This window comes from Actinoplanes sp. NPDC049599 (assembly GCF_044465625.1).
Taxonomy (GTDB): domain Bacteria; phylum Actinomycetota; class Actinomycetes; order Mycobacteriales; family Micromonosporaceae; genus Actinoplanes.
Genome location: NZ_JBITLX010000030.1, coordinates 89,156 through 114,001, shown reverse-complemented (window position 1 = coordinate 114,001; position 24,846 = coordinate 89,156). Strand labels below are relative to the sequence as shown.

At 72.6% G+C, this 24,846-nt stretch carries 20 protein-coding genes, 3 tRNA genes, 1 pseudogene and 1 riboswitch; of the genes and pseudogenes, 11 read left to right on the top strand and 13 right to left on the bottom strand.

The features are described from left to right. Positions 1 to 389: 389 nt before the first annotated feature. Positions 390 to 1,500 (top strand): annotated as a pseudogene (locus tag ACIBQZ_RS35995) (LacI family DNA-binding transcriptional regulator); the annotation flags it as partial. Positions 1,501 to 1,611: 111 nt separating this feature from the next. Here the strand turns inward: ACIBQZ_RS35995 and ACIBQZ_RS35990 are convergent. From ACIBQZ_RS35990 to ACIBQZ_RS35980, 3 genes are all read right to left on the bottom strand, one after another. Then, a tRNA-Val gene (locus tag ACIBQZ_RS35990) sits at positions 1,612 to 1,686 on the bottom strand. A gap of 9 nt (positions 1,687 to 1,695) precedes the next feature. Then, positions 1,696 to 1,766, bottom strand: a tRNA-Cys gene (locus ACIBQZ_RS35985). Between the two features lie 37 nt (positions 1,767 to 1,803). Then, positions 1,804 to 1,876, bottom strand: a tRNA-Gly gene (locus tag ACIBQZ_RS35980). Positions 1,877 to 2,032: 156 nt separating this feature from the next. Here ACIBQZ_RS35980 and eis point away from each other — a divergent pair. Beyond that, the gene (gene eis, locus ACIBQZ_RS35975) at positions 2,033 to 3,217 is read left to right on the top strand and encodes an enhanced intracellular survival protein Eis (RefSeq protein WP_396093337.1); all 1,185 of its coding nucleotides are present in this window, start codon (positions 2,033 to 2,035) and stop codon (positions 3,215 to 3,217) included. A 35-nt stretch (positions 3,218 to 3,252) separates the two neighbouring features. On the opposite strand, the gene ACIBQZ_RS35970 is transcribed toward eis, so the two are convergent. The 4 genes from ACIBQZ_RS35970 to ACIBQZ_RS35955 all read right to left on the bottom strand — a co-directional run bounded on the left by ACIBQZ_RS35970 (position 3,253) and on the right by ACIBQZ_RS35955 (position 7,219). Further along, positions 3,253 to 4,002, bottom strand: coding sequence for an FAD:protein FMN transferase (locus ACIBQZ_RS35970; protein ID WP_396093336.1), 750 nt, complete (start codon positions 4,000 to 4,002; stop codon positions 3,253 to 3,255). 11 nt (positions 4,003 to 4,013) lie between these two features. Next, the gene (locus ACIBQZ_RS35965) at positions 4,014 to 4,532 is read right to left on the bottom strand and encodes an FMN-binding protein (RefSeq protein ID WP_396093335.1); all 519 of its coding nucleotides are present in this window, start codon (positions 4,530 to 4,532) and stop codon (positions 4,014 to 4,016) included. Positions 4,533 to 4,548: 16 nt separating this feature from the next. Then, positions 4,549 to 6,054, bottom strand: a complete 1,506-nt coding sequence (locus tag ACIBQZ_RS35960) for a ferric reductase-like transmembrane domain-containing protein (protein ID WP_396093334.1) — start codon at positions 6,052 to 6,054, stop codon at positions 4,549 to 4,551. 181 nt (positions 6,055 to 6,235) lie between these two features. Then, entirely contained in the window at positions 6,236 to 7,219 is a 984-nt protein-coding gene (locus ACIBQZ_RS35955) for a phosphatidylinositol-specific phospholipase C (protein WP_396093333.1), read from the bottom strand. A gap of 69 nt (positions 7,220 to 7,288) precedes the next feature. Between ACIBQZ_RS35955 and cbiE the strand changes: the two genes are divergently transcribed. The 3 genes from cbiE (at position 7,289) to ACIBQZ_RS35940 (ending at position 10,252) form a co-directional block, all read left to right on the top strand. Continuing rightward, a complete protein-coding gene (gene cbiE / locus ACIBQZ_RS35950; protein ID WP_396093332.1) occupies positions 7,289 to 8,557 on the top strand; it encodes a precorrin-6y C5,15-methyltransferase (decarboxylating) subunit CbiE in 1,269 nt (422 codons plus the stop codon). Continuing rightward, a complete protein-coding gene (cobM, locus tag ACIBQZ_RS35945) occupies positions 8,554 to 9,297 on the top strand; it encodes a precorrin-4 C(11)-methyltransferase (RefSeq protein ID WP_396093331.1) in 744 nt (247 codons plus the stop codon). Before cbiE ends, cobM begins: the two co-directional genes overlap by 4 nt. Before the next feature lie 142 nt (positions 9,298 to 9,439). Then, positions 9,440 to 10,252 (top strand): cobalt-precorrin-6A reductase, encoded by an 813-nt coding sequence (locus ACIBQZ_RS35940; protein WP_396093330.1) that lies wholly within the window; start codon positions 9,440 to 9,442, stop codon positions 10,250 to 10,252. Here the strand turns inward: ACIBQZ_RS35940 and ACIBQZ_RS35935 are convergent. The 3 genes from ACIBQZ_RS35935 to ACIBQZ_RS35925 are packed head-to-tail and all read right to left on the bottom strand — an operon-like array spanning position 10,215 to position 13,670. After that, complete coding sequence (locus ACIBQZ_RS35935; protein WP_396093329.1) at positions 10,215 to 11,714, bottom strand: precorrin-2 C(20)-methyltransferase; 1,500 nt, start codon at positions 11,712 to 11,714, stop codon at positions 10,215 to 10,217. The genes ACIBQZ_RS35940 and ACIBQZ_RS35935 overlap by 38 nt on opposite strands. A gap of 2 nt (positions 11,715 to 11,716) precedes the next feature. Next, positions 11,717 to 12,334 (bottom strand): precorrin-8X methylmutase, encoded by a 618-nt coding sequence (locus tag ACIBQZ_RS35930; RefSeq protein WP_396093327.1) that lies wholly within the window; start codon positions 12,332 to 12,334, stop codon positions 11,717 to 11,719. 1 nt (position 12,335) lies between these two features. Then, a complete protein-coding gene (locus tag ACIBQZ_RS35925; RefSeq protein ID WP_396093326.1) occupies positions 12,336 to 13,670 on the bottom strand; it encodes a precorrin-3B synthase in 1,335 nt (444 codons plus the stop codon). A 127-nt stretch (positions 13,671 to 13,797) separates the two neighbouring features. Then, positions 13,798 to 13,871, top strand: a riboswitch (cobalamin riboswitch). Positions 13,872 to 13,922: 51 nt separating this feature from the next. Between ACIBQZ_RS35925 and cobN the strand changes: the two genes are divergently transcribed. The 3 genes from cobN to ACIBQZ_RS35910 all read left to right on the top strand — a co-directional run bounded on the left by cobN (position 13,923) and on the right by ACIBQZ_RS35910 (position 19,089). Continuing rightward, entirely contained in the window at positions 13,923 to 17,474 is a 3,552-nt protein-coding gene (cobN, locus tag ACIBQZ_RS35920) for a cobaltochelatase subunit CobN (RefSeq protein ID WP_396093325.1), read from the top strand. Positions 17,475 to 17,599: 125 nt separating this feature from the next. Next, positions 17,600 to 18,481, top strand: a complete 882-nt coding sequence (locus tag ACIBQZ_RS35915) for a hypothetical protein (protein WP_396093324.1) — start codon at positions 17,600 to 17,602, stop codon at positions 18,479 to 18,481. 8 nt (positions 18,482 to 18,489) lie between these two features. Continuing rightward, a complete protein-coding gene (locus ACIBQZ_RS35910) occupies positions 18,490 to 19,089 on the top strand; it encodes a dihydrofolate reductase family protein (RefSeq protein WP_396093323.1) in 600 nt (199 codons plus the stop codon). Between the two features lie 34 nt (positions 19,090 to 19,123). Here ACIBQZ_RS35910 and cobF read toward each other — a convergent pair whose 3' ends face one another. After that, positions 19,124 to 19,885, bottom strand: a complete 762-nt coding sequence (gene cobF, locus ACIBQZ_RS35905) for a precorrin-6A synthase (deacetylating) (RefSeq protein ID WP_396093322.1) — start codon at positions 19,883 to 19,885, stop codon at positions 19,124 to 19,126. Between the two features lie 66 nt (positions 19,886 to 19,951). Beyond that, positions 19,952 to 21,064: an ROK family transcriptional regulator gene (locus tag ACIBQZ_RS35900; protein ID WP_396093321.1), complete on the bottom strand. Its 1,113-nt coding sequence runs from the start codon at positions 21,062 to 21,064 to the stop codon at positions 19,952 to 19,954. Between the two features lie 87 nt (positions 21,065 to 21,151). Here ACIBQZ_RS35900 and ACIBQZ_RS35895 point away from each other — a divergent pair, with 87 nt between their 5' ends. After that, complete coding sequence (locus ACIBQZ_RS35895; RefSeq protein ID WP_396093320.1) at positions 21,152 to 22,387, top strand: YbiU family protein; 1,236 nt, start codon at positions 21,152 to 21,154, stop codon at positions 22,385 to 22,387. Between the two features lie 302 nt (positions 22,388 to 22,689). Here ACIBQZ_RS35895 and dinB read toward each other — a convergent pair whose 3' ends face one another. Then, positions 22,690 to 23,880, bottom strand: a complete 1,191-nt coding sequence (gene dinB, locus ACIBQZ_RS35890) for a DNA polymerase IV (RefSeq protein ID WP_396093319.1) — start codon at positions 23,878 to 23,880, stop codon at positions 22,690 to 22,692. A gap of 52 nt (positions 23,881 to 23,932) precedes the next feature. On the opposite strand from dinB, the gene ACIBQZ_RS35885 reads away from it, so the two are divergent. Next, a complete protein-coding gene (locus ACIBQZ_RS35885) occupies positions 23,933 to 24,349 on the top strand; it encodes a cupin domain-containing protein (protein WP_396093318.1) in 417 nt (138 codons plus the stop codon). A 97-nt stretch (positions 24,350 to 24,446) separates the two neighbouring features. Then, entirely contained in the window at positions 24,447 to 24,833 is a 387-nt protein-coding gene (locus tag ACIBQZ_RS35880; protein ID WP_396093317.1) for an Hsp20/alpha crystallin family protein, read from the top strand. The last annotated feature ends 13 nt before the right edge of the window (positions 24,834 to 24,846 follow it).

The window sequence follows — 24,846 nt, the reverse complement described above, 5'->3', positions numbered from 1 at the left end:
GATAGAAGCGTCAGAACTCCTATACTTCCAGCTCAGAGGGCATCTTCTATCTCCGGCACGCCGACGCGAACGCTATTCATCGGTGGATCCAGGCTAAGGACCAATAGGCCCGTGCGGCCAGAGGCAAGCGTCCCCTTGTGCCACATTGCGGTTTGCGCCTTCTGAGTGAGGTAAACGCGAGGGGTCGTCCGGGATTTGTCACGATCGGTGAGACCAGCGGGTGTTAAGCAGCGAGGATCAGGGTGTCGGCATGTGCGACCAACTGGGGGTGCCAACCGAACGGTGGACGGGCACGGACGTTGGCGGTCCGTTTATCCAGCTCACCCTCGCTACGATTGCAGGTGGGAACCATCATGACGGTCCCTAGCACGGACGCAGCCGCCGAGGGTGAGCGGACGGCCGGCTACGCGGATTCCAGTATCCGGTCGTGGCGGGCACTGCTGCATCTGATCCTGGCCGATGCGGTGGAGGACGGCCTGGTCGTCGCGAACCCGGCGGCGAAGCGGCGCGGCCGTGGTAGGCGTGTGGGTCGGTCGCAGCATCGGGGCGCGGAGAAGGGGATCACCACGGCTCTCGGGATCTTGCTGATCGCGGAACGAGCCGCGCTGCTGTCCGGTCGTGACGACGAGTTCGTGGCGGTGGTGACCCTGGGCTTCACCGGGATCCGCTGGGGTGAGCTTGTCGGCCTGGAGGCCACGTTCGTGCGGCCGGCGGGCATCCGGGTGGAGTGGCAGCTCTACGAGCTGGACAGCGGGCAGCTGCACCGCTGCCCGCCCAAGGACGAGTCCCGCCGCGGATCACATCGGGCGGACCCGGCCGGGGGAGTGCCCCTGCCATGGGATGCGGTACGTGTTCAGCGGGCATCGCGCCGCTCCGGGTGCCGCCCGGAACGCTGGGCCGAGGCTGGCTGACGTGGCTCGTCGTGCCGAGGTCGGGATCGGCACCGTGTCCGCCGTGCTGAACGGCCGCGCGGTGGTGGCCGAGCCGACCCGTGCCCGGGTCCAGGCCGCCATCGCCGAACTCGGCTACGTCCGGGGTGCCCCGGCGGCGGCGCTGGCACCGCATCAGCGGCGCAACGGCTTCGCGACCTGGTTGTTCCAGCCGGCGGCGACCGGCCGCTATCCGGGCAAGGCTCCGCTTCCCGCGCGCCCGGTGCCGGTGCTGGCCGACCCGTGGCCCGGGGTGCCGGTCCGGGGCCGCAACGCCGCCGGCGGGGCCGATGCCTGCTGGGTGCCGATCGCCCCCGGGCTGACTCCGCACGGGCTGCGGCACACCTACAAGACGATGATGGGCACCCCGGCTACGCTCATGGACGACCAGATGGGCCATGAGGACGGCTCGGTGCAGGCGCGCTATGCGCACATCACCTCGGGGATGACGGAGCGTCTCCTGGGTGGTCTGACCGATCTGTGGCACTCGGCGCTCGATGTGCGAGGCGCGTTCAGCCCAGGGTCACCGGTCGCCGTTCTCGATCACCTGTTGAGGGAGCGTGGGGAATGACGTTCTCCCCGATGTCAAGATCTTCTCCCCAGATTCTCCCCAGCACGTCTCCCAACGGGAAACGGGCTCCATCCCTGAGGGATGAAACCCGCTCTGACCTGCTGATTCATCTGGTGGGCGATACTGGGATCGAACCAGTGACCTCTTCCGTGTCAAGGAAGCGCGCTCCCGCTGCGCCAATCGCCCTCGATGCCGAGGTGGAGACGGGATTTGAACCCGTGTACACGGCTTTGCAGGCCGTTGCCTCGCCTCTCGGCCACTCCACCGAGCAGACCCCGCACGTAACCTGTGGCGGCCTCTCCGAGCGGACGACGGGATTCGAACCCGCGACCCTCACCTTGGCAAGGTGATGCGCTACCAGCTGCGCTACGTCCGCTTGTCTCTCCGGCGCGTTCCCCGGCGACGGATGAAACATTAGCGGGTACCCGGCCGCCTTGCCAAACCGGGGTACCCCGGCGCGTCGCGATCGGCGTTATCCACAGGTAAGGAAATCCGGCGCGCGTGTCGTCCCCGGACCCGCTTGGATGGCCTCATGCAGATCCGACAGGTCACCGCCGAGGAACGCACCGACACCATGTTTCCCCTGCAGGCGTACGCGTTCAGTCCCTCGCCGTGGGCCGACGCCGACCGGGAGGACTACGCCCGGCGGATGCGGTTCTACCGGACCGCAGTCAGCCTTGTCGCCGAGGAGGACGGGCAGGCGCTGGCCTGCGTCGGCGCCTTCCCGATGCGGCAGAACGTGCGGGGCGTCCTGCACGAGATGGCCGGCGTCGCCTCGGTCTCGACCCACCCGTCCGCTCGCCGCCGGGGGTTCGTCCGTGAGCTGCTGACCCGCCTTCTCCACCAGATGCGCGACCAGGGTTGCACCGTCAGCGCCCTCTACCCGTTCCGGCCTTCCTTCTACGGCCGCTTCGGCTTTGTCGGCCTGCCTCGGTTCCGGACCGCCACCTTCGCCCCTCAGGGCCTCTCCCACCTGCTCAGCGCCGATCTGCCGGGCGTGGTGGAGCGGGTGCCCATGCAGGCGGGCTTCGACGACTACGATGCCCTCACGCTGCGCCTGCTGGGGCAGCGGCACGGCTTCTCGGTGTACGACGAGGTCCGCACCGCCGAGTTCCGGGAGCTGCCGCGCTGGGTGGCGATCGCCCGGGTCGACGGCGAGGTGGTCGGTGCGGTGACCTACCGGATCGACCGGTTCGGCGGTGATCTGGTGGCAGGCGACCTGCTCACCACCGGGCCGCTCGGCCGGGCGCTGCTGCTGCAGTATTTCGCCCGGCACGTGGATCAGGTGGGACGGGTGATCGTGACCATCGGCGCGGACGAGGTGCCGGAGCTCTGGGGCACCGACTTCCCGGTGCTCACCCAGGGCCGGGTGGATCATCCCAGCCATGCCGGCCCGATGGCTCGCCTGCTGTCGATGGAGGCGCTGACCGGCACGGTGACGACGGCGGACGAGTCGATCACGATCGAGGTGGTCGACGACGACTTCATCGCCGGGTGCTACCAGCTGACCGGCGAGGGCGGGCGGCTCTCCGTGGAGCCGAGCAAGAACGCGCCGCAGGCGACGGTCACCTGCGGGGGCATCTCCGGGCTCGCGTACGGCGTCCTGGACCCGGTCGAGGTCATGACCAGGGGATTCGGGCAGGTGGAGGCGTCGGCGGTCGGGCCGCTGACCGCGTTGTTCCCCAAGCGGATGCCCTACCTTTTCGCCGACTTCTAGACCGGCCGCAGGCAGGGGAGGAGGGGCCGATGAGGTCAGACGGCGGCAGGAAGGCCGGCGGAGCTGAACGCCCGCCCGTCATCGGTGACCAGCGCGGAGTCGTAGCCGTCCGCAGCCAGCTTGGCGAGCCAGGCGATCCCGGCCTCGCCCATCGCCAGGGCCGCCGTCGCGTAGGCGTCCGCCAGCGCCAGGTCAGGTCCCACCACGGTCACCGAGCGCAGGCCCCGGGCCGGCTCACCCGTGCGCGGGTTGAACACGTGGTCCCCGCGCTCGTAGGTTCCCGACGTCGCCACGGCCTGGTCGCTCACCGCGAGCACCCAGCTCAGCTTGTCCGCTTCCCACGGGTGCCGGATGCCGACCCGCCACAGCGCGCCCGTGCCGGAGCGGCCGCGCGCCCGGATGTCGCCGCCGGCGTTCACGCAGTGGTTGACCGAGCCGGCCTGGGCCAGCCGCGCGGAGGCGATCTCCACCGACCAGCCCTTGACGTAGCCCGACGGGTCGAGCGGGCCGGCCGCGTAGGCGTCGAAGTATCCGTCCGTCTCGCGCCACAGGTCCGCGCACGCCTCCAGCACGTGCTGCATGTCCGTGGAGCAGTCCGCCGGGTTGAGTTCCCGCCGGCGCAGCCTGCTGACCTCGCTGTCCTCGCGATAGGTGCTGAAGCGCCGGTCCACCTCGTGCAGCCAGCCGCACACGTCGTCGACCATCGCGCGCAGTTGCTCCTGCGGCAGGTTGTCGGCCAGGTCGATGCTGACGACCGTGCCCATGACGTGCTCGGCGTGGTGCATGGCGCGGAACTCTACGCCGTGGCCTGGTCGATGGCGGCCTGGAGCGACTTCACGTACGACTCGGAGGTGAACGTCGCGCCCGAGACCGCGTCGACGTCGGCGCTCTGTGCCTGCACGGTGTCCTGCTTCAGCGCGGCGATCGCCGGGGGGTTGATCGTCGCGCTGTCGCCGGTGACCGGGTACGTGGCGTCCGCCGCGGTGATCTTGCCGCCGGAGATCTTGATCGACACCTGGATGGTGCCGTACGGGTTCTTCGCCGCCGAGCCCTTGAAGACGCCATTCTTCAGGCCGCTGCCGCCCGCTTCGCCTTCGGTGTCCGCGGCCTCCTCCGTCGGCTTGGCCGTGGGCTTCTTCGACGACGGCTTCTTCGACGAGGTCGCCTCCGGGTCGGCGTCCTGGCCCGAGTTCGCCAGGTCGACGGCGGGCGGCGCGGCCGTGGGAACCACCGGTGCGGAGACGCTCAGCCGGACCCCGACGATCAGGGCGGCGCCGGTCAACGTCCCAACGGCTGCTGCGGTGCTGCGTCGCATGAGGAAACTCCCGGAATCAGAATTCGAAGGGGTCGAGGTGCAACTGGCTGTCTGGCACTTCCAGCTCGCGCAGGGTCTGCACCGCGGCGTCCACCAGCCCGGGCGGGCCGCACAGGTAGACGTCCCGGCGGTTCACGTCGGGCACCAGCCCGAGCAGGCCATTCGCCGTGAAGAGACGGCGCGGGCCCGGGTCGTTGCGGGAGCCGACGATGTAGCGGACCCAGGCGTCGCGGCGCTCGGCCAGGTCCTCCAGCTCCTCGCGGAAGACCAGCTCGTCGGGGCGGCTGGCCCGGTAGATCACGATCGTGTCCGGCGGCATGTCCTCGAGCAGGGCCCGGATCGGTGCGATGCCGCTGCCGCCCGCGATCAGCAGCGCCCGGCGGCGGGTGCGGCGCTGCGCCGTGAACGTGCCGAACGGGCCTTCCGCCCAGATCGGCGTGCCCGGCTGCATCTCCGCGAGCTTCGCGGTGTGCCCGCCGACCGCGGTGACGGTCAGGCGCAGCCACTGCGAGTTCGGCGCAGCGGAGAGCGAGAACGGGTGCGACTGCCACCAGCCGTTGGCGGTCAGGAAGCGCCAGCGCATGAACTGGCCCGCCTGCGCCGGCAGCCGCTCCAGGTTGCGGCCGTCGATGTAGATCGAGAACGTGTTCGCGCCCTCGGCGACGACCTCGGCCACCTCGAAGCGGTGCCGCACATTGAGCCACAGCGGCTCGACCAGCCGGCCCCAGACCAGGGCGGCGATGACCAGGGCACTCAGCGCGGGCCAGAAGATCGACGCGAACTTGCCGGAGAGGTCCGCCCCGGTGGCGACCTGGTGGCCGTAGCCGAGCAGCAGCACCAGATAGGCGGTGAGGTGGATGAAGTGCCAGAGCTCGTAGGGCAGCTTGCTGCGCGCGGCCCGGATCGAGATCAGGCTGATCAGCACCAGCAGGCCGGTGGCCACCGTCGCGCTGATCATCTCGGGCAGCGTGGTGATGATCGTCCAGCCCTGGTCGACGACGCCGGATTCGGCGGTCAGCGCGTAGCCGTAGACGATGAAGACGATGTGCGCGAGCACCGAGACGACCAGCGTGGTGCCCAGCCAGCGGTGCCAGCGCAGCAGGTCGCGGGCGCCGACCCACTCCTCGAGCCAGGAGACCCTGCTCATCATCAGCAGCTGGATGAAGAGCAGGTAGCCGCCGGTCAGCCCGGTGATCCGGCCCGCGGCCAGCATCAGCGTGGCCGTGTCGTTGATCGCGCCGGCCTGGGTGTCGAAGAGCCAGAGCGAGATGCTCGTGGCTAGCCCGGAGAAGAACAGCAGCACCGTGAGCAGGCGGTTGCCGGAGGTGGCCTCTGCGGGCGGGCGGTCGTCGGTGACGATCGCCGGGCCGGTGCCTTGCCAGCCGGAGGAGTCCGGGGCCTCGACGATGATGTCGCCGCGTGGCACCGCCTCGTTGAGGTCGGGCTGCTCCCAGAAGCCGCGGTCGGGCAGCACCGTGGGCTCGTACTCGGGTTCGCGCTGGTCCTCGAAGGTTCCGAACATGGTCGGCCCTGATCGGCCGGCAGTATCGCCGTACGCTCGCGCCATCGACCTCACCCGCTCAGCAGTCGTCCTTCGGCGTCTGCCACCCCCCAGCGGCCGACGTGACGGTCCGGTCTCGGCAGGCCGTCGACGGGTACTACGCGGTTCAGCGGGTGAAGGCTCAAACCTGACGGAAAAAAGGTCAGTTGTAAGAGATGATCTTGTCGATCAGTCCGGCGCCGGGGAAGTCCAGCATGATCGTTCCGGTGCGGCGCAGCCCGTGGCCCTCGTTGAGGTAGACCAGCAGGAACGGGTTCACGCCCTGCACGCCCAGGGCGCCGCCGGCCACCTGTTGCGGCTGGGCGAAAATGCTCGATCCGCTGGCGAAATTGACGTACCACCTGGCCGGGTCGCCGGCGCCGGTGGTGTCGAGGTGGCGCCTGACCTGGTCGCGCTTGGTGGCGATGGCGCCCACGTTCGGCACCGAGTAGTTGTCCTGCACGTACGTGGACGAACCATCCCGCCACTGGTCGAAGTGGGCCAGACCGTAGTGCTCGATCGGGCTGCCGAACGCCCCGTGCAGCACGGCGAGGACCACTTTGCCGCGCACCGCGCCGAGGGTCGGGAGCCCGGCCGCCGTTGCCCGGGTCACCGAAGGCTGCCAGAACAGCGGGGTCACGTAGGAGTCGAAGATGTCCGCGAAGCTCTTCTGGCCCGAAACGTCCGTACAGGATCCGAGCTGTCCGGTGCACTCCTGTTTGAGGCGCATCACGACGGTCTCGCCCGGATGGTCCGCGAGGAAGGTGCGCAGCACCGCGACGACGTCGCCGAAGTTCGCGTTCTGATAGGCCGCGCCGTGGTGGATCGTGAAGGTGTTCCCGCCGTTGACCCGGGCCCGGATGTCGATCATGCGGATGCCGGCGGTGAGCTGGCGGGCCAGCGTGGCCCCGCTGTCGCCGAAGTTCTCCTGCGTCTGGGTCAGCGCGCCGCCGTGGATCGACATCGTCTCGTGCGTGCCCGGGATGGACAGCGCCGCCAGCGGGGTGGTGTCCGGCAGGTCGCGCATCCAGTCCGGGTGGCTGGCCGCGCTCAACGTCCGGTAGGAGGCGTCGGCGGCCAAGGCGCCGCCGGGCGTCGCTACGAGCAGGGCAGGCAGGACGGCGAGGACCACGAGGGCGCGCTTCATGCAATGAAACCTATCGATCTTTGGGGTACGGCGGAAGAACACCCGATGACCGGCGGCTACCGTCACGACGTGACTGACGAACCCGCCGGCCTCACCGTGGTCGGCATCGGCGCCGACGGCTGGCCGGGCCTGTCGGGCACGGCCACCGCCGCGCTGACGTCCGCACAGGTGATCTTCGGCAGCTCCCGGCAGCTCGCGCTGCTGCCCCCCAACGTCGAGGGCGACCGGGTGCCGTGGCCGTCCCCGCTGCTCCCCGCCCTGCCGGGCCTGCTCGACGCGAACCGCGGGCGGCGCCTCGCGGTGCTGGCCAGCGGCGACCCGATGCTCCACGGCATCGGCGCGACGCTGGTCAAGCTGCTCGGCGCCCCGGCCGTCCGGGTCGTGCCGCACCCGTCGTCGGTGTCGCTGGCGGCGGCCCGGCTGGGCTGGCCGCTGCCGGAGACCGACGTGCTCAGCCTGGTCACCGCCCCGGTCGAGGAGCTGCACCCGCTCGTGCACCCGGGCCGAAAGATCCTGATCCTGAGCTCCGGCGCGAAAACCCCGGCCGCCGTCGCGGCCCTGCTCACCTCCCGCGGGTACGGCGACAGCACCGTCACGATCCTCGCCCAACTCGGCGCCCCGACCGAAACAACACGCTCCGGCCCCGCGTCATCCCTGGACCTCACCGACGTGGATCCGCTGAACGTGGTGGCCGTGGCCTGCTCAGCGGGCGCCGCGCCACCACCGCAGCCCAAGCCCGGCGGAGTATTCGCTGCCCCGGAGCGGAGCGGGCCGCGACCCCTCGTGCCCGGCCTGCCCGATGCCGTCTACGAGAGCGACGGTCAGCTCACCAAGCGTGAGGTCCGAGCCGTCACGCTGGCCCTGCTGGGCCCGCAGCCCGGCGAGTTGCTCTGGGACGTCGGCGCGGGTTCCGGCAGCATCGCGATCGAGTGGATGCGGACCCACCGGGACTGCCGGGCCGTCGCCGTCGAGTCCTCCGCCGAACGCGCCGGGCGGATCGTGCGCAACGCCGCCGCTCTGGGCGTACCGAAACTTCGGGTTGTGGAGGGCCGCGCGCCCGGCGCCCTGGCCGGGCTGCCCGCGCCCGACGTGGTCTTCATCGGCGGGGGCGTCACCCGGGACGGTGTCGTCGATGCCGCCTTGGCCGCCCTGCCCGCCGGCGGGCGGCTGGTCGCCAACGCGGTGACCCTGGAATCGGAGGCCGTGCTGGCGGCCTGGTACGCGAAGCTGGGCGGTGAGCTGACCCGACTCGCCGTGCAGCGGGCGGCGCCGGTCGGCGGGTTCACGGGATGGAGAGCGATGATGCCGGTGACCATTTGGTCGGTGACCAAGCCGTGACGGTGCATTTCATCGGCGCCGGGCCGGGCGCGGCCGACCTGATCACGGTACGGGGCCGCCGGCTGATCGAGTCGTCCCCGGTCTGCCTGTACGCCGGCAGCCTGGTCCCTGCCGAACTGCTCGACTACTGCCCGCCCGGCGCCCGGCTCGTCGACACCGCCCGGCTCACCCTGGACGAGATCATCACCGAACTCGTGACCGCCGCGAAGGCCGGGCAGGACGTCGCGCGGCTGCATTCCGGCGACCCCTCTGTGTTCAGCGCGGTCGCCGAGCAGATGCGCCGGCTCGACGAGGCCGGGGTCGAGTACGACGTCACGCCCGGCGTGCCCGCCTTCGCCGCCGCGGCCGCCTCGCTGGGGCGCGAGTTCACGGTGCCCGGCGTGGCTCAGACGGTCATCCTCACCCGCACCAGCGAGCGGGCCACGGCCATGCCGCCCGGCGAGGACCTGGCCACACTCGGGGCGAGCCGCGCCACGATGGTGCTGCACCTGGCCGTCCAGCGGATCGACGCGGTGGTGGCCGAGCTGGTCCCGAGCTACGGCGCCGGCTGCCCGGTCGCAGTGGTGGCCCGGGCCAGCCGGGACGATGAGCTGATCGTCCGGGGCACGCTGGCGGACATCGGCGGCAAGGTGGCCGCGGCCGGGATCAGGCGCACGGCCGTGATCGTGGTCGGGGCGGCACTGACCGCATCGACGTTCCCGGACAGCCACCTCTACTCCGCGGACCGATGCCGACCGTGACCGGCCCAGCGATGGCCGCGCCCGGAGCAGGGCCGGCCGTGCCTGGGCCGCCCCCAGCTGCGCCCGGACCAGCGTCGGCTGCGCCCGGACCAACGCCGGCTGCGCCCGGACCAACGCCGGCCATGACCGGACCGATGCGGCCATGACCGGACCGGGATCGCCCGCCAGGGTGCTGGTGCTGGGCGGAACGACCGAGGGACGAAACCTCGCCTCCGCCTGCGCAGCCACTCCCGAGCTTGAGGTGATCAGTTCGCTCGCCGGGCGGACGACCACCCCTTTGCTCCCCGCCGGCAAGGTCCGCATCGGCGGTTTCGGCGGGGTCGACGGGTTGACCGCCTACCTGCGGGACCGGCGGATCGCCGCCGTCGTTGACGCCACCCACCCGTTCGCCGCGACGATGACCGCGCATGCCGTCGCCGCCTCCGCGCGGGCCGGCGTGCCGCTGCTGGTTCTGCGCCGGCCGGGCTGGACCGTGCGGCCGGGTGACCGCTGGCACCGCGTCCCCGACCTCGCGGCGGCTGCCGCCCTGCTTCCCCGGCTGGGCGAGCGGGTGTTCCTCACCACGGGACGGCAGAGCATCGCCGCCTTCGCCGCCGTGGATGCCTGCTGGTTCCTCTCCCGCTCGGTGGAGCCGCCCGGCGCGCCTCTGCCGGAGCGTCTCGAGGTGCTTCTCGGCCGGGGGCCGTTCACTCTCGACGGCGAGCGGGAGCTGCTGGCCCGGCACCGGATCGACGTGCTGGTGACCAAGGACAGCGGCGGCAGCACCGCCAAGCTGGACGCCGCCCGCGAGCGTGGCCTGCCGGTCGTGCTGGTCGATCGGCCGCCCCTGCCGCCCGCCGCAGAGAGCACCGCCGGCGGCACGGCGGTCGCGCCCTGCCCGGCGACGGCGGCCACCGTGGCGGACGCCCTCGCCTGGCTCAGGCGGGGTAGTGCCGCGGCGTGTACACCTGGGTAGAGCCGTCACCCCGGGTGGTCACCCGGGTCTGGCTGGAGCCGACGATCAGCAGGCAGCGCATGTCGATCGTGGCCGGGTCGAGCTCGCCGAGCGTGGTCACCCGCACCGCTTCCTCCGGGCCGCCCACGTCGCGGCCGACCACTACCGGGGTGGCCGGGCTGCGGTGCCGCAGCAGCAGCTCGCGGGCGCGGACCAGCTGTTCCTTGCGGCTCTGCGACGCCGGGTTGTAGATCGCGATCACCAGGTCGGCGCCCGCCGCCGCGGACAGCCGGGCCGCGATCACCTCCCACGGCTTGAGCCGGTCGGAGAGCGACATGATGCAGAAGTCGTGACCCAGCGGCGCGCCGGCGCGGCTCGCCACGGCCTGTGCCGCGGTCAGCCCGGGCACCACCCGGACCGGCACGTCCTTCCACTGCGGGTCCTCGCTGACCTCCAGCACCGCCGCGGCCATCGCGAAGACGCCCGGGTCGCCCGAGGAGACCACCGCGACGTTGCGGCCGTGTTTGGCCAGGTCCAGCGCGAACGCCGCGCGTTCCGCCTCCACCCGGTTGTCCGACGGGTGCCGGCGCTGACGGGCGTTCGGCGGGACGCGATCCACGTACGGGCCGTAGCCGACCACGTCGTCCGCGGCCGCCAGGGCCTCCTGCGCCTCCGGGGTCAGCCAGTTGCGGCCTGCCGGGCCCAGCCCGACGACCGTCACCTGCCCGTGCTGCTCCGCCGGGACCTGCTCGGCGCCGAACGTCGAGGCGGCCGGGCTGGGCAGCAGCGCCAGCGAGAAGTACGGGACCGTGTCCGGGTCGATGTCGGCCAGCCGGCCGTGGCGTTCCCGGTCGGTCGTGGCGCGTTCGACGTACCAGGCGTCGTCGAGGCGGCCGGCCTGGGCCAGCGCCTCGCGCACGCCGGTGAACGTCCGGCCCAGCTTCATGATCGCGGCGGAGTCGGTCGTGGCCAGCCGCGCCGCCAGTTCGGCCGGGGGCAGCGTGCCGGGCAGCACCGTGAGGATCTCGTCGCGTTCCATCAGCGGGCGGCCGAGCACCGCCGAGGCCGCGCTCACCGAGGTCACGCCGGGCACGACCTGTGTCTCGTAGCGGTCGGCGAGCCGCTTGTGCATGTGCATGTAGGAGCCGTAGAAGAACGGGTCGCCCTCGGCCAGCACCACCACGTCGCGGCCCGCGTCCAGGTGTGCGGCCAGCCGCTCGGCGCTCTGCGTGTAGAACTCGTCGATCGCGCCCTGGTAGCCGCCCGGGTGGTCGGTCGTGCCGGTGGTCACCGGGTAGATCAGCGGCTCCTCGATCTGGCCCTCGCGCAGGTAGGGCTCCGCGATCGCGCGGGCGTTGCTGCGGCCGTGCCGCGCCGCGTGGTAGGCGATCACCCCGGCCGCGCTGATCAGCCGGGCGGCCTTGACGGTGACCAGCTCCGGGTCGCCGGGGCCCAGCCCGACCCCGAACAGACGGCCCGCCATGACTACTCCTCCTCCGAGGCGAGGGCGTTGACCGCCGCCGCCGTGATCGCGCTGCCGCCGCGGCGCCCGCGCACGACCAGGAACTCCAGGTCGGAGGCGGCCAGCGCGTCCTTGGACTCGGCCGCGCCGATGAAGCCGACCGGGATGCCCAGCACCGCCGCCGGCCGGGGCGCGCCCGCCGCGACCATCTCCAGCAGCCGGAACAGCGCCGTCGGCGCGTTGCCGATCGCGACCACCGCGCCGTCGAGCCGGTCTCCCCACAGGTCCAGCGCGGCCGCGCTGCGGGTGTTCCCGAGCTGCGCCGCCAGCGCCGGCACCGACGGGTCACGCAGCGTGCAGATCACCTCGTTGCCGGCGGGCAGCCGCTTGCGGGTCACCCCGGACGCCACCATCTCGGCGTCACAGAGGATCGGCGCGCCACCGAGCAGCGCCTTGCGGGCCGCGGTCACCACCCCGGCGCTGAAGCCGATGTCGCCGGTCAGATCCACCATCCCGCAGGCGTGGATCATCCGGACGGCAACCCGCGCCACGTCGGCCGGCAGCCCGGACAGGTCGGCCTCGGCCCGGATCGTGGCGAACGACCGCCGGTAGATCTCCGCGCCGTCGCGCACGTACTCCATCTCAGCCCTTCCTCGCGGCGCCGACCAGCACGCCTACCTCTGCGGCCGAGGCGCTGCCGACCGCATACGGCGACCGCACCTCGTATCCCGTGCCGGTCGCCTCGACCCGCACGTGCGGCCCGGCGGGGCTTCCGCACCCCCGGGCGCAACCGACCCAGTGCACCGGCAGCCCGTCGCCCGCGACGGTCGCGGCGTCCGCGTCGGCGCGCACGTCGGCCAGCGACTTCGCGCAACCCGGCCGGCCCGCGCAGGCGGTCACCCCGGCCCACCGCGACCCCACCGCGACCTCCAGCCCGGCCCCGGCCAGGGCCGCGACCCAAGCCTGCGCCGCCTGCGGCGTCAAACCGGGCAGCACAACCCCCCGCCACGGCGTGAAGGTCAGGGTCGCTGCCGCCTCCAGCACCTCCAGCTGTACGTCGCTGAGCCGCCCGAGCGGAATCAACGCCCCGACGGCCACGGTGCCGTCGGGCTGCCCGACGACCCCGATCGGCTCCCGCACAACGGGCCGGGAGAGCCGCACCGGCTCCCGGAGCGTCCGGCCCAGCGTGGCGGCCGTCCGGGCAGCGACCCGGACCGGCCCGTCAAGCAGCTCACGCACCCGCCACGGCACTCGCTGCGAACCGGCCCGGGGGTGGGGAACACGCCGAGGGGGCCGACCATCCGGAGGCACGTCCACGGACGCCACAAAACCGGATGAGTCCGGCGGGGCCACCGGGTGGCTGTCAACGGACATGTCCGGCGCGGGCGACCCGAGCTGGGCCTCGCGTTCGTCCAGGAAGGCGTGAGCCGCCGCCAGCAGCGCCGGGATCGTCTCCGCCGCCGGCACGCGCAGCCCCGCGTCCACGCCCGCGAAGATGATCGCCACCTCGCCCGGCGGATCGAGCGGGAGGGCCGCCACGTCGGCCCCGAACGCCACGTCACCGACGCCGCTGTCCAGGGCGAACAGGAACCGGCCCGGCAACTCGGCCAGGGCCGCGTCGGCGCACAGGGCCCCGTCCAGCGCCTCGACCGGCAGCGCTCCGGCCAGCGGCGACGCCACTATGTTCCGTACCAGTTCATGGGTTTCCGAAGGCAGCAGGCCGGCGGCCCGCAGCCGCCCCGCCAGCTCGGCCACCGGGGCGTCGCGCAGGGCTCTGAGCTGGAGATTTCCCCGGCTGGTCAGCTCCACCTGGCCGTCGCCCCAGCGGGCCGCCAGCTCGCGCACCGCGGTGAGCTGGGCACCCGTCATCCGGCCGCCCGGCACGCGGATGCGCGCCAGCGGCCCGTCGGCCGCGGCGTGCAGCCGCAGCGCGCCCGGGCAGGCGTCGACGTCGGCGCGCACTGATGGGAGAGGCACGGCCCGGATACTACGGATCGGGGCCGACACTTTCCCGGCGGCGGTCGCCATCGTCACACCGGCCCGCTCGCCTTGACGCCGCTCGCACGCATCAGCAGAGTGGGAGGCCACGTGCGGCGACGCCGCGGAGGAAGCCGGTGCGAGTCCGGCGCGGTCCCGCCACTGTCAGAGGGTCCTGATAGACCTTCGAGCCAGGAACTCCAGTCGCCGTGACATCCACCGATCCGGGGCGCGGACCCCGAGGGGAGAGCCGTGTTTCTGCTGCTGTCGACCTCCGACACCGACCTGCTGAGCGCTCGCGCCAGCGGCGCGGCCTACCGCCTGGCCAATCCGGCCCGCACCGCGGTCGACGACCTGCCCGCCCTGCTCGACGGGGCCGAGCTGGTCGTCGTGCGCATCCTCGGCGGCCGGCGGGCCTGGGAGGAAGGGCTCGACGCGCTGCTCGCCGGGCCGGTGCCGGTGGTGGTGCTCGGCGGCGAGCAGGCCCCGGACGCCGACCTGATGAAGCTGTCGACCGTGCCCGCGGGCGTGGCCGCGGAGGCGCACGGCTATCTGGCTTACGGCGGCGCGGACAACCTCGCGGCCCTGCACGACTTCCTCTCCGACACGATCCTGCTGACCGGCCACGGGTTCGCCGCGCCGGTTCCGGCCCCCGACTGGGGGCTGCTGGAGCGCGAGCAAAAGGACATCCAGGGCCCGACCGTCGCGGTGCTCTACTACCGCGCCCACCACATGGCCGGCAACACCGCGTTCGTCGAGGCGCTGTGCCGCGCGGTCGAGGACAAGGGCGGCCGGCCGCTGCCGATCTTCACCTCGTCGCTGCGCACCGCCTCGCCCGAGCTGCTGGCCGAGCTGCGCAAGGCCGACGCCCTGGTGGTGACCGTGCTCGCGGCCGGCGGCACCAAGCCGGCCACGGTCTCGGCGGGCGGCGACGACGAGGCGTGGGACGTCGGCGTGCTCGCCGACCTCGACGTGCCGATCCTGCAGGGCCTCTGCCTGACCAGCAGCCGGGCCGCCTGGCAGGCCAGCGACGACGGCCTCTCCCCGCTGGACGCGGCGACCCAGGTCGCCATCCCCGAGTTCGACGGCCGGATCATCACCGTGCCGTTCTCGTTCAAGGAGATCGACCCGGACGGGCTCTCCGTCTACGTGCCCGATGCCGAGCGGGCCGCCCGGGTCGCCGGCATCGCGGTCGCGCACGCCCGGCTGCGGCACATCCCGCCGGCCGAACGCAAGATCGTGGTCATGCTCTCGGCATACCCGACCAAGCACTCCCGGATCGGCAACGCGGTCGGCCTGGACACTCCCGCCTCCACGGTGCGGCTGCTGCAGGCCATGCGGGAGCGCGGCTACCGGGTCGGCGAGTTCCCCGGCGTCGCCGAGGGCGACGGCGACAAGCTCATCCACGCCCTGATCGCGGCGGGCGGCCAGGACCCGGACTGGCTCACCGAGGACCAGCTCGCGGGCAATCCGGTACGCATCACCGGCGCGGCCTACCGCACCTGGTTCGCCACGCTCCCCGCTGACCTGCGCGAGTCCATGGAGCAGCACTGGGGCGAGGCGCCCGGCGAGCTGTACGTCGACGACGACAGCATCGTGCTGGCGGCGCTGCGCGATGAGAACGTGGTCGTGATGGTGCAGCCGCCCCGGGGCTTCGGCGCCAATCCGGTCGCCATCTACCACGACCCCGACCTGCCGCCGAGCCACCACTATCTGGCGGCGTACCGGTGGCTGGCCGACGACTTCGGCGCGCACGCGGTCGTGCACGTCGGCAAGCACGGCAACCTCGAGTGGCTGCCCGGCAAGAACGTCGGCATGTCCGCCTCGGACGGCACCGACGCGGCCCTCGGTGACCTGCCGCTGATCTACCCGTTCCTGGTCAACGACCCGGGCGAGGGCACCCAGGCCAAGCGGCGCGCGCACGCCACGCTGGTCGACCACCTGATCCCGCCGATGGCCCGTGCCGAGTCGTACGGCGACGTCGCCCGGCTGGAGCAGCTGCTGGACGAGCACGCGAACATCGCCGCGCTCGACCCGGCAAAGCTGCCCGCCATCCGCGCGCAGATCTGGACCCTGATCCAGGCCGCCAAGATGGACCACGACCTGGGCCTGGCCGACCGGCCGGGCGACGAGGAGTTCGACGAGTTCATCCTGCACGTCGACGGCTGGCTCTGCGAGATCAAGGACGTGCAGATCCGCGACGGCCTGCACATCCTCGGCAATGCGCCGAGCGGCGAGGCCCGGGTCAACCTGGTGCTCGCGATGCTGCGCGCCCGGCAGATGTGGGCCGGTCAGGTCGCCGCGCTGCCCGGCCTGCGCGAGGCCCTGGGCCTGGCCGAGGAGGCGTCGACCGCCGAGACGGACGCCGTCGAGGAGCAGGCCCGTGCGCTGGTCGCCGCGATGGAGGCGGCCGGCTGGGACCCGGCCGCCGCCGACCGGGTGACCGGGGACGCGACCGTGGCGAACGTCCTGCGCTTCGCCGCCACCGAAGTCGTGCCGCGGCTGGCGAAGACCACCGACGAGCTGACCAACGTGCTGCACGCCCTCGACGGCGGCTACGTGCCGGCCGGGCCGAGCGGGTCGCCGCTGCGGGGCCTGATCAACGTGCTGCCGACCGGCCGCAACTTCTACTCCGTCGACCCCAAGGCCATCCCCAGCGCCCTGGCCTGGGAGACCGGGCAGGCGATGGCGGAGTCGCTGCTCACCCGCTACCGCGCAGACTACGGCGACTGGCCGAAGTCGGTCGGGCTCTCCGCCTGGGGCACGAGCGCCATGCGGACCGCCGGCGACGACATCGCCGAGATCCTCGCGCTGATGGGGGTACGCCCGGTCTGGGACCCCGCGTCCCGCCGGGTGACCGGCATCGAGCCGATCGAGCTGGCCGAGCTGGGCCGGCCCCGGATCGACGTGACGATCCGCATCTCGGGTTTCTTCCGCGACGCGTTCCCGCACGTGGTGGCCATGCTGGACGACGCCGTGGGCCTGGTGGCCGGGCTGGACGAGCCAGAATCGGTCAACTTTGTGCGCGCGCACGCGCTCGCGGACGCCGCGGCCGACAAGACCTGGCGGCAGGCCACCACGCGGATCTTCGGCTCGCGGCCGGGTGCGTACGGGGCCGGGATCCTGCCGCTGATCGACAGCCGCAACTGGCGGGGCGACGCCGACCTGGCCGAGGTGTACGCGGTCTGGGGCGGGTTCGCGTACGGGCGAGGGCTGGACGGGGTCGAGGCGCGGGGGGACATGGAGACCGCGTACCGGCGGATCGACGTGGCGGCCAAGAACATCGACACCCGCGAGCACGACATCGCCGACTCCGACGACTACTTCCAGTACCACGGCGGCATGATCGCCACGGTGCGGGCGCTGACCGGGAAGGCGCCGGCGGCGTACATCGGGGACTCCACCAACCCGGACGCGACCAAGACCCGCAGCCTGACCGAGGAGACCGCGCGGATCTTCCGGGCCCGCGTGGTGAACCCGCGCTGGATCGCCGCGATGCAGCGGCACGGCTACAAGGGCGCGTTCGAGCTGGCCGCGACGGTCGACTACCTGTTCGGCTACGACGCGACCGCCGGCGTGGTCGCGGACTGGATGTACGAGCAGCTCGCGGCGAGCTACGTGCTCGACCCGGACAACCGCAAGTTCATGGACCAGTCCAACCCGTGGGCGCTGCACAGCATCACCGAACGGCTGCTGGAGGCGGCGGACCGCAAGCTCTGGGCGGCACCGGAGCCGGCGACGCTGGCCGCGCTGCAACAGGTCTACCTGGAGACCGAAGGCGATCTGGAAGGTGACGAGGGATAACCACCGACTGGTTCACGCTGGAGCACGCCTACGGGCGGGCCACCGACACCCCCGGCCACCTCGCCGCGCTGGAGCACGGCGACGCCGAGGCCCGGGCGGCGGCGCTGTCGCACCTGGACATCGCCGTGCACCACCAGGGCTTCTTGTACTCGGCGACCGAGCCGGCGGTCCGGGCGGTCACGGCGCTGCTCGCCGCGGGACGGGCCCACCCGGACACGGTGGACGAGCTGATCGGCTTCCTCGGCAGCATCGCGCAGAGCGTGGTCGCCCTGCGCGACGACGAGTACTTCGCCGTCCTGGTGCCGGATCTCTCGGCTGCGGTGGCGGAGGCCTACCCGGTGGTGCTGCCGACGCTCGAGTCGACGTCTCCCGAGGACGCCCTGATGCTCGCCGAGTGCCTGGTGGCCATGGCCCGGATCCCGCTGCTCGCCGACCGCCGCGAGCAACTCGCCGTGCTGATCGGCGAGCTGCGGTCGGCAGGGCCGCCCGAGTCCCAGCCCCACTGGGTGCGGCTGCTGGCGAGCCTGGGGGTGGACGTCCGGGCCGACCTCGACGACGCCGACCCGGCCGTCCGGCTGCGTGCGGCGCTGGCCTGCGAGCCGGACCCGGCGGCCCGGGAGATCATCCTCGCCGCGCTGGCGCACCCCGCGCCCGCCGGGACGCACCGATCGGAACTGGTCGCCGCGGCCATCCGGGTGGCGTCCGGCTTCCCGGAGATAGCCGACTCCGCGTGTGCCGTCGTGGCCCGAGCCAGCTGGACCGGCGCCGGCGACGAGTGGGGTGAGCTGGTCCGGTACGCGTTCGCCGGCGGGCGCCGGCCCCGGCTGACGGACGAGCAGCGGGCGTTGCTGCGGGCGCTGGTCGCCAACCCGGACCTCTGGGACCCGATGAACGGCACCGTCGGGCTCGTCTATACGCGGGCCGGCCTGCCGTTCGACCGGGAATCCTGCCGCCGCCTCGCCGAGAAACGTCGAGAAGCCGCCGCCGGCTCCGACTCAGCGGTATGAACAATCAGATGAGCAACCGCAAGGTCGTCGCGAACGTGTCACTGTCGCTCGACGGCCGCACCACCGGCACCGGCGGCGACTACGACATGGGCTGGATCGTCCCGCACGCGGTCACCGACACCGCCCGCGACCACATGATCCGGGTGACCGAACCGGCCACCACCGTCCTGCTCGGCCGCAAGAACTACCAGGGCTTCGGCGGCTACTGGCCGTCGGTCGCCGACGACCCCGGGGCCGACTCCCGCGAACGGGCGTTCTCGGCCTGGCTCAACCGGACGGAGAAGGTCGTCTTCAGCACGACTCTGACCGAGGCGCCCTGGGAGAATTCGCGCATCGTGCCCGGGGACCCGGAGGGTGAGGTCCGCCGGCTGCGTGAGCAGGCCGGCGGGGACATCATCGTGCTGGCCAGCGCCAGCATCATCCGCGAGCTCCTCGCCGCGGACCAGGTGGACCGGCTCAGCATCACGCTGTGCCCGGAACTGGTCGGCGGGGGAGCGAAGTTGCTGGAGGACGGCCTGCGAGCCTCGGCGTGGCAGCTGACCGACTCGACACCGACCGAGTCCGGCGCGCTCTGCCTGCTCTACGACCGCGTTTCGGCCCAGCGATAGGCAGCGCTCCAGCACCTGCCCCCGCTGCCGGCGATCAGTCGGTGTCGCGGCGGCGGAGCAGGTAGGTGTCCATGATCCAGCCGTGCCGTTCGCGGGCTTCCGCCCGCACCCGGCGGATCTCGTCGCTCACCTCGGCCAGCGGCCCGGAGATCAGCAGCTCGTCCGCCGTTCCCAGGTACGCGCCCCAGTAGATGTCCACGTCCTTCGCGTCCACCGAGCCGAAGGTCTGGTGGGCGTCCAGCATCACGATGACGTCGTCGACGTTCGGCGGCCATTCCTCGGCCAGCCGGCGGCCGGTGGTGACCTGGAACGGGCGGCCGATCCGGTTCAGGCCGATCCGGTGCTTGGCCGCCAGCGCCGAGACGCTGCTGATGCCCGGGATGACCTCGTAGTCGAAGACCGTCTCGCCGCGGGCCAGGATCTCGTCGAGGATGCTGATCGTCGAGTCGTAGAGCGACGGGTCGCCCCAGACCAGGAACGCGCCGGTCTCCTCGTCGAGCAGGTGCTCGCGGATCAGCGCCTCGGTCACCTCGGCGCGCCGGTGCCGCCAGTCCGCGATCGTGCCCTGGTAGTCCGCCGGGGTGCGGTCGCGGTCCGGGTCGCGGCCCTCGGCGATGCGCCGGCTCGGCCGGCCGTACGCCTTCAGCATCCGGCGCCGGAGCTCGATCATGCTTTCCTTGGCCTCACCCTTGTCGAGCAGGAAGAACACGTCGGCCCGCCCGATCGCCTTGGCTGCCTGCAGGGTCAGGTGGTCCGGGTCGCCCGCGCCGATCCCGATGACGTAGATCTTCCGCACGCCCAGCAGTCTGCCGCACGCCGCACCAGCACCGAAGCGCAGGCCACCCGCCCGAAACGAACCAACTCAACCCCGCACAGCAACCGCCGCCTTCAACGCATGCTCCAGTGCCAGATGCAAAGCCCCGTGCAACGCCGCCTCAGTCCCCAAAGTCCCGTACTCAACCCGGGTGGGCCCAGGGAACGAGATCGCCGCCCGCACTCGCGGCAGCAGCGCCGGATGCGTCCCCACCGGCCCGCCCAGCAGCACCAGCGCCGGATCCACCACCGCCGCCACCGAGATGATCGCGCGCCCCACCGCCGCCGCGAGCACCCGCAGCGCCCGCTCGTCCGCGCGATCGAGCAGTTCCAGAGCCGCCGCCACGTCGTTGGACGGGGCGTCCGACCGCCCCAGCCCTCCAGCAGCCAGATCAGCCGCGATCGTCGCCGTCGCTGCCCCCGGTAGATAGCCGATCTCCCCGGCCAGACCGTGCGCCCCCCGGATGAGCTGATCACCGATGTACAGCCCGACACCCAACCCCGCTCCCACGTACACGTAAGCGAAGCTGGCCTCCCCGGCCGCCCGGCCCGCGCGGTGCTCGGCGAGGGCGGCCAGGTTGACGTCGTTGTCGACCAGGACCGGCGCGGTCACCAGGTCGCCGATCATTTCCGTGGGGCTGACCAGGCCTTCCGGGAACGGCGTGCCGGCCAGCGGGACGATCTCGTGGGTCACCGGGTGCACCGGGTTCGCGATCGAGATGCCGACCGCGCGCAGTGGCCCGGGCCCCGCCGGGAACGCGCCGACCACCGCTCGCACGTTGGCGACCAGCGCGGCCACGTCGCCCGGGGCGCCCGCCGGGAGGCGGTGGTCGCCCAGGGTGCGGCCGGCCAGGTCGGCGGCGCGGGCACGGACGCCGGACTGGTCCAGTTCCACCGCGAGCACCCAGCCGGCTCGCGCGCCCAGCTCGTAGAACGTGCCGACCCGGCCGCGCCTGCCGGTCTCCTTCAGGCCCGTCGCGTCCAGCAGGCCGGCCTCGACCAGGCGCCGGACCGCCTCCGACACGGTGGGCCGGGAGTAGCCGGTGACGTCGGCCAGCTCGGCCCGGGTGGTGCGGCCCTGCTTGATCGTCTCGTCGAGCAGGCGGCGGTCGGTGGCAGCCCGCAGCACGGTCTGCGGCAGCGCTCGGCCGACCTCGTTCACCGTCACCCCTTGTGATCTTCCAGTTCGATCTCTTACATTAGGACAAGGTTCTAGTTAGGTCACCTAATCAAATGGTTGGAGACAGCGATGCACACCGCCCCCGACGACGTCCCCCGCGCCATCCGCGAGACCAAGGCCGAGCTGCGCAAGCGGATCGGTGACTACGCCGGCGCGTTCGCGCGGGCCGAGGCCGCCGTGCGGGCCGAGGTCGCCGAGGTGGTCGCGCAGCGCGAGCGGGGTGCGGAGGTCTGGCCGGTCGTGCAGTTCGCCGACATCGCCGCCGGCACGGTGCCGGCCGAGCTGATCGAGGCCGTACGCCGGCGCGGCTGTGCCGTGGTCAAGGGCACCTTCGGCCGGGAACGCGCCGAGGGCTGGGACGCCGAACTGGTGGCCTACCTGGACCGCAACGACTTTGCCGGCACCTACCGCTACCTCGACGACGGCGTCTTCGGCGGCCTCGCCGCCAGCAAGCCGTCGATCTTCCCGATCTACTGGTCCCGCCCGCAGATGGAGGCCCGCGAGGACGAGAACATGGTCGCCGTCCGCGGCTTCCTCAACTCCTTCTGGAAGCACGAGTCCGAAGGCCGCGTCTGGTTCGACCCGACCCGCGACACCGCGTACCCGGACCGGGTCCGCCGCCGCGCACCCGGCACCAGCTCGGCCGGCCTGTCCGCGCACACCGACTCCGGGTCGATCGAGCGCTGGCTGCTCCCGGCCTACCAGAACGTCTTCCGGCACGTCTTCGCCGGCCACCCCGAGGCGTACGACCCGTGGGACGGCGCCTACCGCACCGAGGTGCACGAGTTCGAGTCGACGGTGATGTGCTCGGCGTTCCGCACCTTCCAGGGCTGGACCGCGCTGTCCGACATGGCGCCGTCCGAGGGCGTCCTGCACGTCGTGCCGATCCCCTCGGCGATGGCATACCTGCTGCTGCGCGCGCTGCAGGACGACGTGGCCGACGACGACCTCTGCGGCGCGGCGAACGGCCAGGCGCTGCCGATCAGCGAGCGCTGGCACCCGGCGCTGATGCCCGCGCTGACCCCGATCCCCGCGGTCGAGCCGGGTGACACCGTCTGGTGGCACGGCGACATGATCCACTCGGTCGGCGCGGTGCAGGACCAGCAGGGCTGGGGCAACGTCATGTACATCCCGGCCAGCCCGCACTGCGCGAAGAACGCGGCCTACGCGGCCGCGTGCGGCCAGGCGTTCCGCAAGGGGATCAGCCCCACCGACTTCGCGGCGGAGGACTACGAGGTGAGCTGGGCGGGCCGCCCGACCGCCGCCGAGCTCAGCCCCACCGGCCGGGCCCAGCTGGGTCTGTGACCGCCCGTCTGCTGCCCGACCGGCCGGGTCCAGCTGGGGTCTGATCGGCGCGGCATTTCCCGGTACGGCGCAGCGAGCCCCCAACCGCAGCACCGTCCCCCACCCGCACACACCGGCCGGCCGGGGTGGCACTCACCCGTCTGCTGCCCGACCGGCCGCGCCGCGGGTCCAGCCACCGCCGGCAAGGTGCGGGGAGTGTCCGGCTCGGTCGGGGAATGGGCCGGTTGCGCGGCGCGGCCGGGGTCGGTTGCGCGGTGGAGGTGGCGGCGCGGTGGGGGCGGCGGACTTCAGCCGGGCAGGATTCAGTCGGGCAGGATCGGCACGGACGGGTTCAGGTCGCGGCCCAGCGCCGCCGCCCGGGTCACCGACGACGAGCCGAACCTGTCCCGCACCGCGTCCAGCGCCGAGTCCAGGCTGTCCTCCACCGGCAGCTCGAACGGCAGCTCCAGCTGCACCGCCCCGTCGCTGTCCAGGTTGCCCACCGCCACCCCGACCAGGGTCAGGCCGCGCTGGTCGATCAGCGGCCGGGCCTCGGTGAGCAGCTGCCGCGCCGTGGTCAGGATCGCGTCGGTCTGCATGGTCGCCTTGAGCAGGCTGCGGGACCGGGTGGCCCGGGTGTAGTCGGCGAACCGCAGCCGCAGCGTGATCGTGCGCCCGGCCCGGTGCGCCGAGCGCATCCGGCGGGTCACCCGGTCGACCAGGGCCGCCAGCGTCGCGTCGATCTCGGCGAACGGGCGTTCGCGGCGGCCCAGCGCGCACTGCGAGCCGATCGAGCCGCGGCGGTGGCCGGTGCGGACCCGGCGGGGGTCGCGGTTGTGGGCCAGCGCGTGCAGGTGCCGCCCGGCGTGCGCGCCGATGATCGAGACCAGCGCCGCCTCGCCGAGCCGGGCGACGTGCCCGACCGTCAGGATGCGGTGCTCGCGCAGCTTGCCGGCGGTGACCGGGCCGACGCCCCAGAGCCGTTCGATCGGCAGCGGGTGCAGGAAGGCCAGCTCCTCGCCGGGCGGCACCACGAGCAGGCCGTCCGGCTTGCCGACCGCGCTGGCCACCTTGGCCAGGAACTTGGTGCGGGCCACGCCGACCGTGATCGGCAGGCCGACCCGGCCGCGCACCTCGGCACGCAGCCGGGCGGCGATCACGGCCGGCGTGCCGCTGATCCGGTGCAGACCGCCGACCTCGAGGAACGCCTCGTCGATCGAGATGCCCTCGACGATCGGGGTGGTGTCGCGGAACACCTCGAACACCGCCTTGCTGGCCGCCGAGTACGCCGCCATCCGGGGCGGGACCACCAGGGCGTGCGGGCAGAGCGCCCGGGCCTGCGCGATGCCCATCGGCGTGCGGACCCCGTACGCCTTGGCCTCGTAGCTCGCCGCGAGCACAACGCCGCCGCCGACCAGGACCGGGCGGCCCCGCAGCGCGGGGTCGTCCCGCTGCTCGACCGACGCGTAGAACGAGTCGAGGTCGGCGTGCAGGATGGTCGCCTGGTCGGACACCGCGCCATCTTCGCACACATGTTCGAAACCGGCGACGCGCGAGGATGGTGTCATGACAACGCGACCGCCGCTGGCCGAGCAGCTGGACCTGCAACCCCACCCCGAGGGTGGCTGGTATCGCGAGACCTTCCGGTCCGCGGTCACCTTCCGGCCCGAGGGGTACGCGGGCAGCCGCGCCGCCGCCACCGGCATCTACTTCCTGCTCCAGCCCGGCGAGTTCTCCGCGTGGCACGTGGTGGCCTCGGACGAGCTGTGGTTCCTGCACTCCGGCTCGCTGGAGCTGCGGTACGGCGGCTCCGGCCCGGCCCCGGTCGAGGGTGGCGAGACGGCGATCCTGACCGCGGGGAGCCCGCAGGCGCTGGTGCCGGCCGGGGTCTGGCAGGCCGCGTACCCGGTCGGCGGGGAGCCGGTGCTGGTCAGCTGCGTGGTGGCGCCGGGCTTCGACTTCGCGGACTTCCGGCTGGCCTAGTGTCGCAGCTCACGGGGGTGTCCGGAAGGAACGGGGTGGCACCCTGGTTATCAGACTTGAGTGCAACACGCTCAATCTTCTGACCGGAGGACATCCCATGGTGCTGCGTACCGACTTCGACCGCCTGACCACCCGCGTCTTCGACAGCGCCACCCGCTCCGGCGGCGCCCGCCTGGACGCCTACCGCGAGGGTGACTCCTTCTTCATCGACATCGACCTGCCCGGCGTCGACCCGGCGAGCATCGACGTCACGGTGGACCGCAAGGTGCTCAGCATCCGCGCCGAGCGCAAGCGGGCCCAGCGCGAGGGCGTCACGTACCTCGTCGCCGAGCGCCCGATGGGCCCGGTCAGCCGGCAGGTCTTCCTGTCCGACTCGCTGGACACCGACCGGCTCGACGCCCGCTACGACAACGGCGTGCTCACGCTGAGCATCCCGGTGACCGAGCAGGCCAAGCCGCGCAAGTTCGAGGTTGCCGCCGCCTGAGCGGACGTTTCCG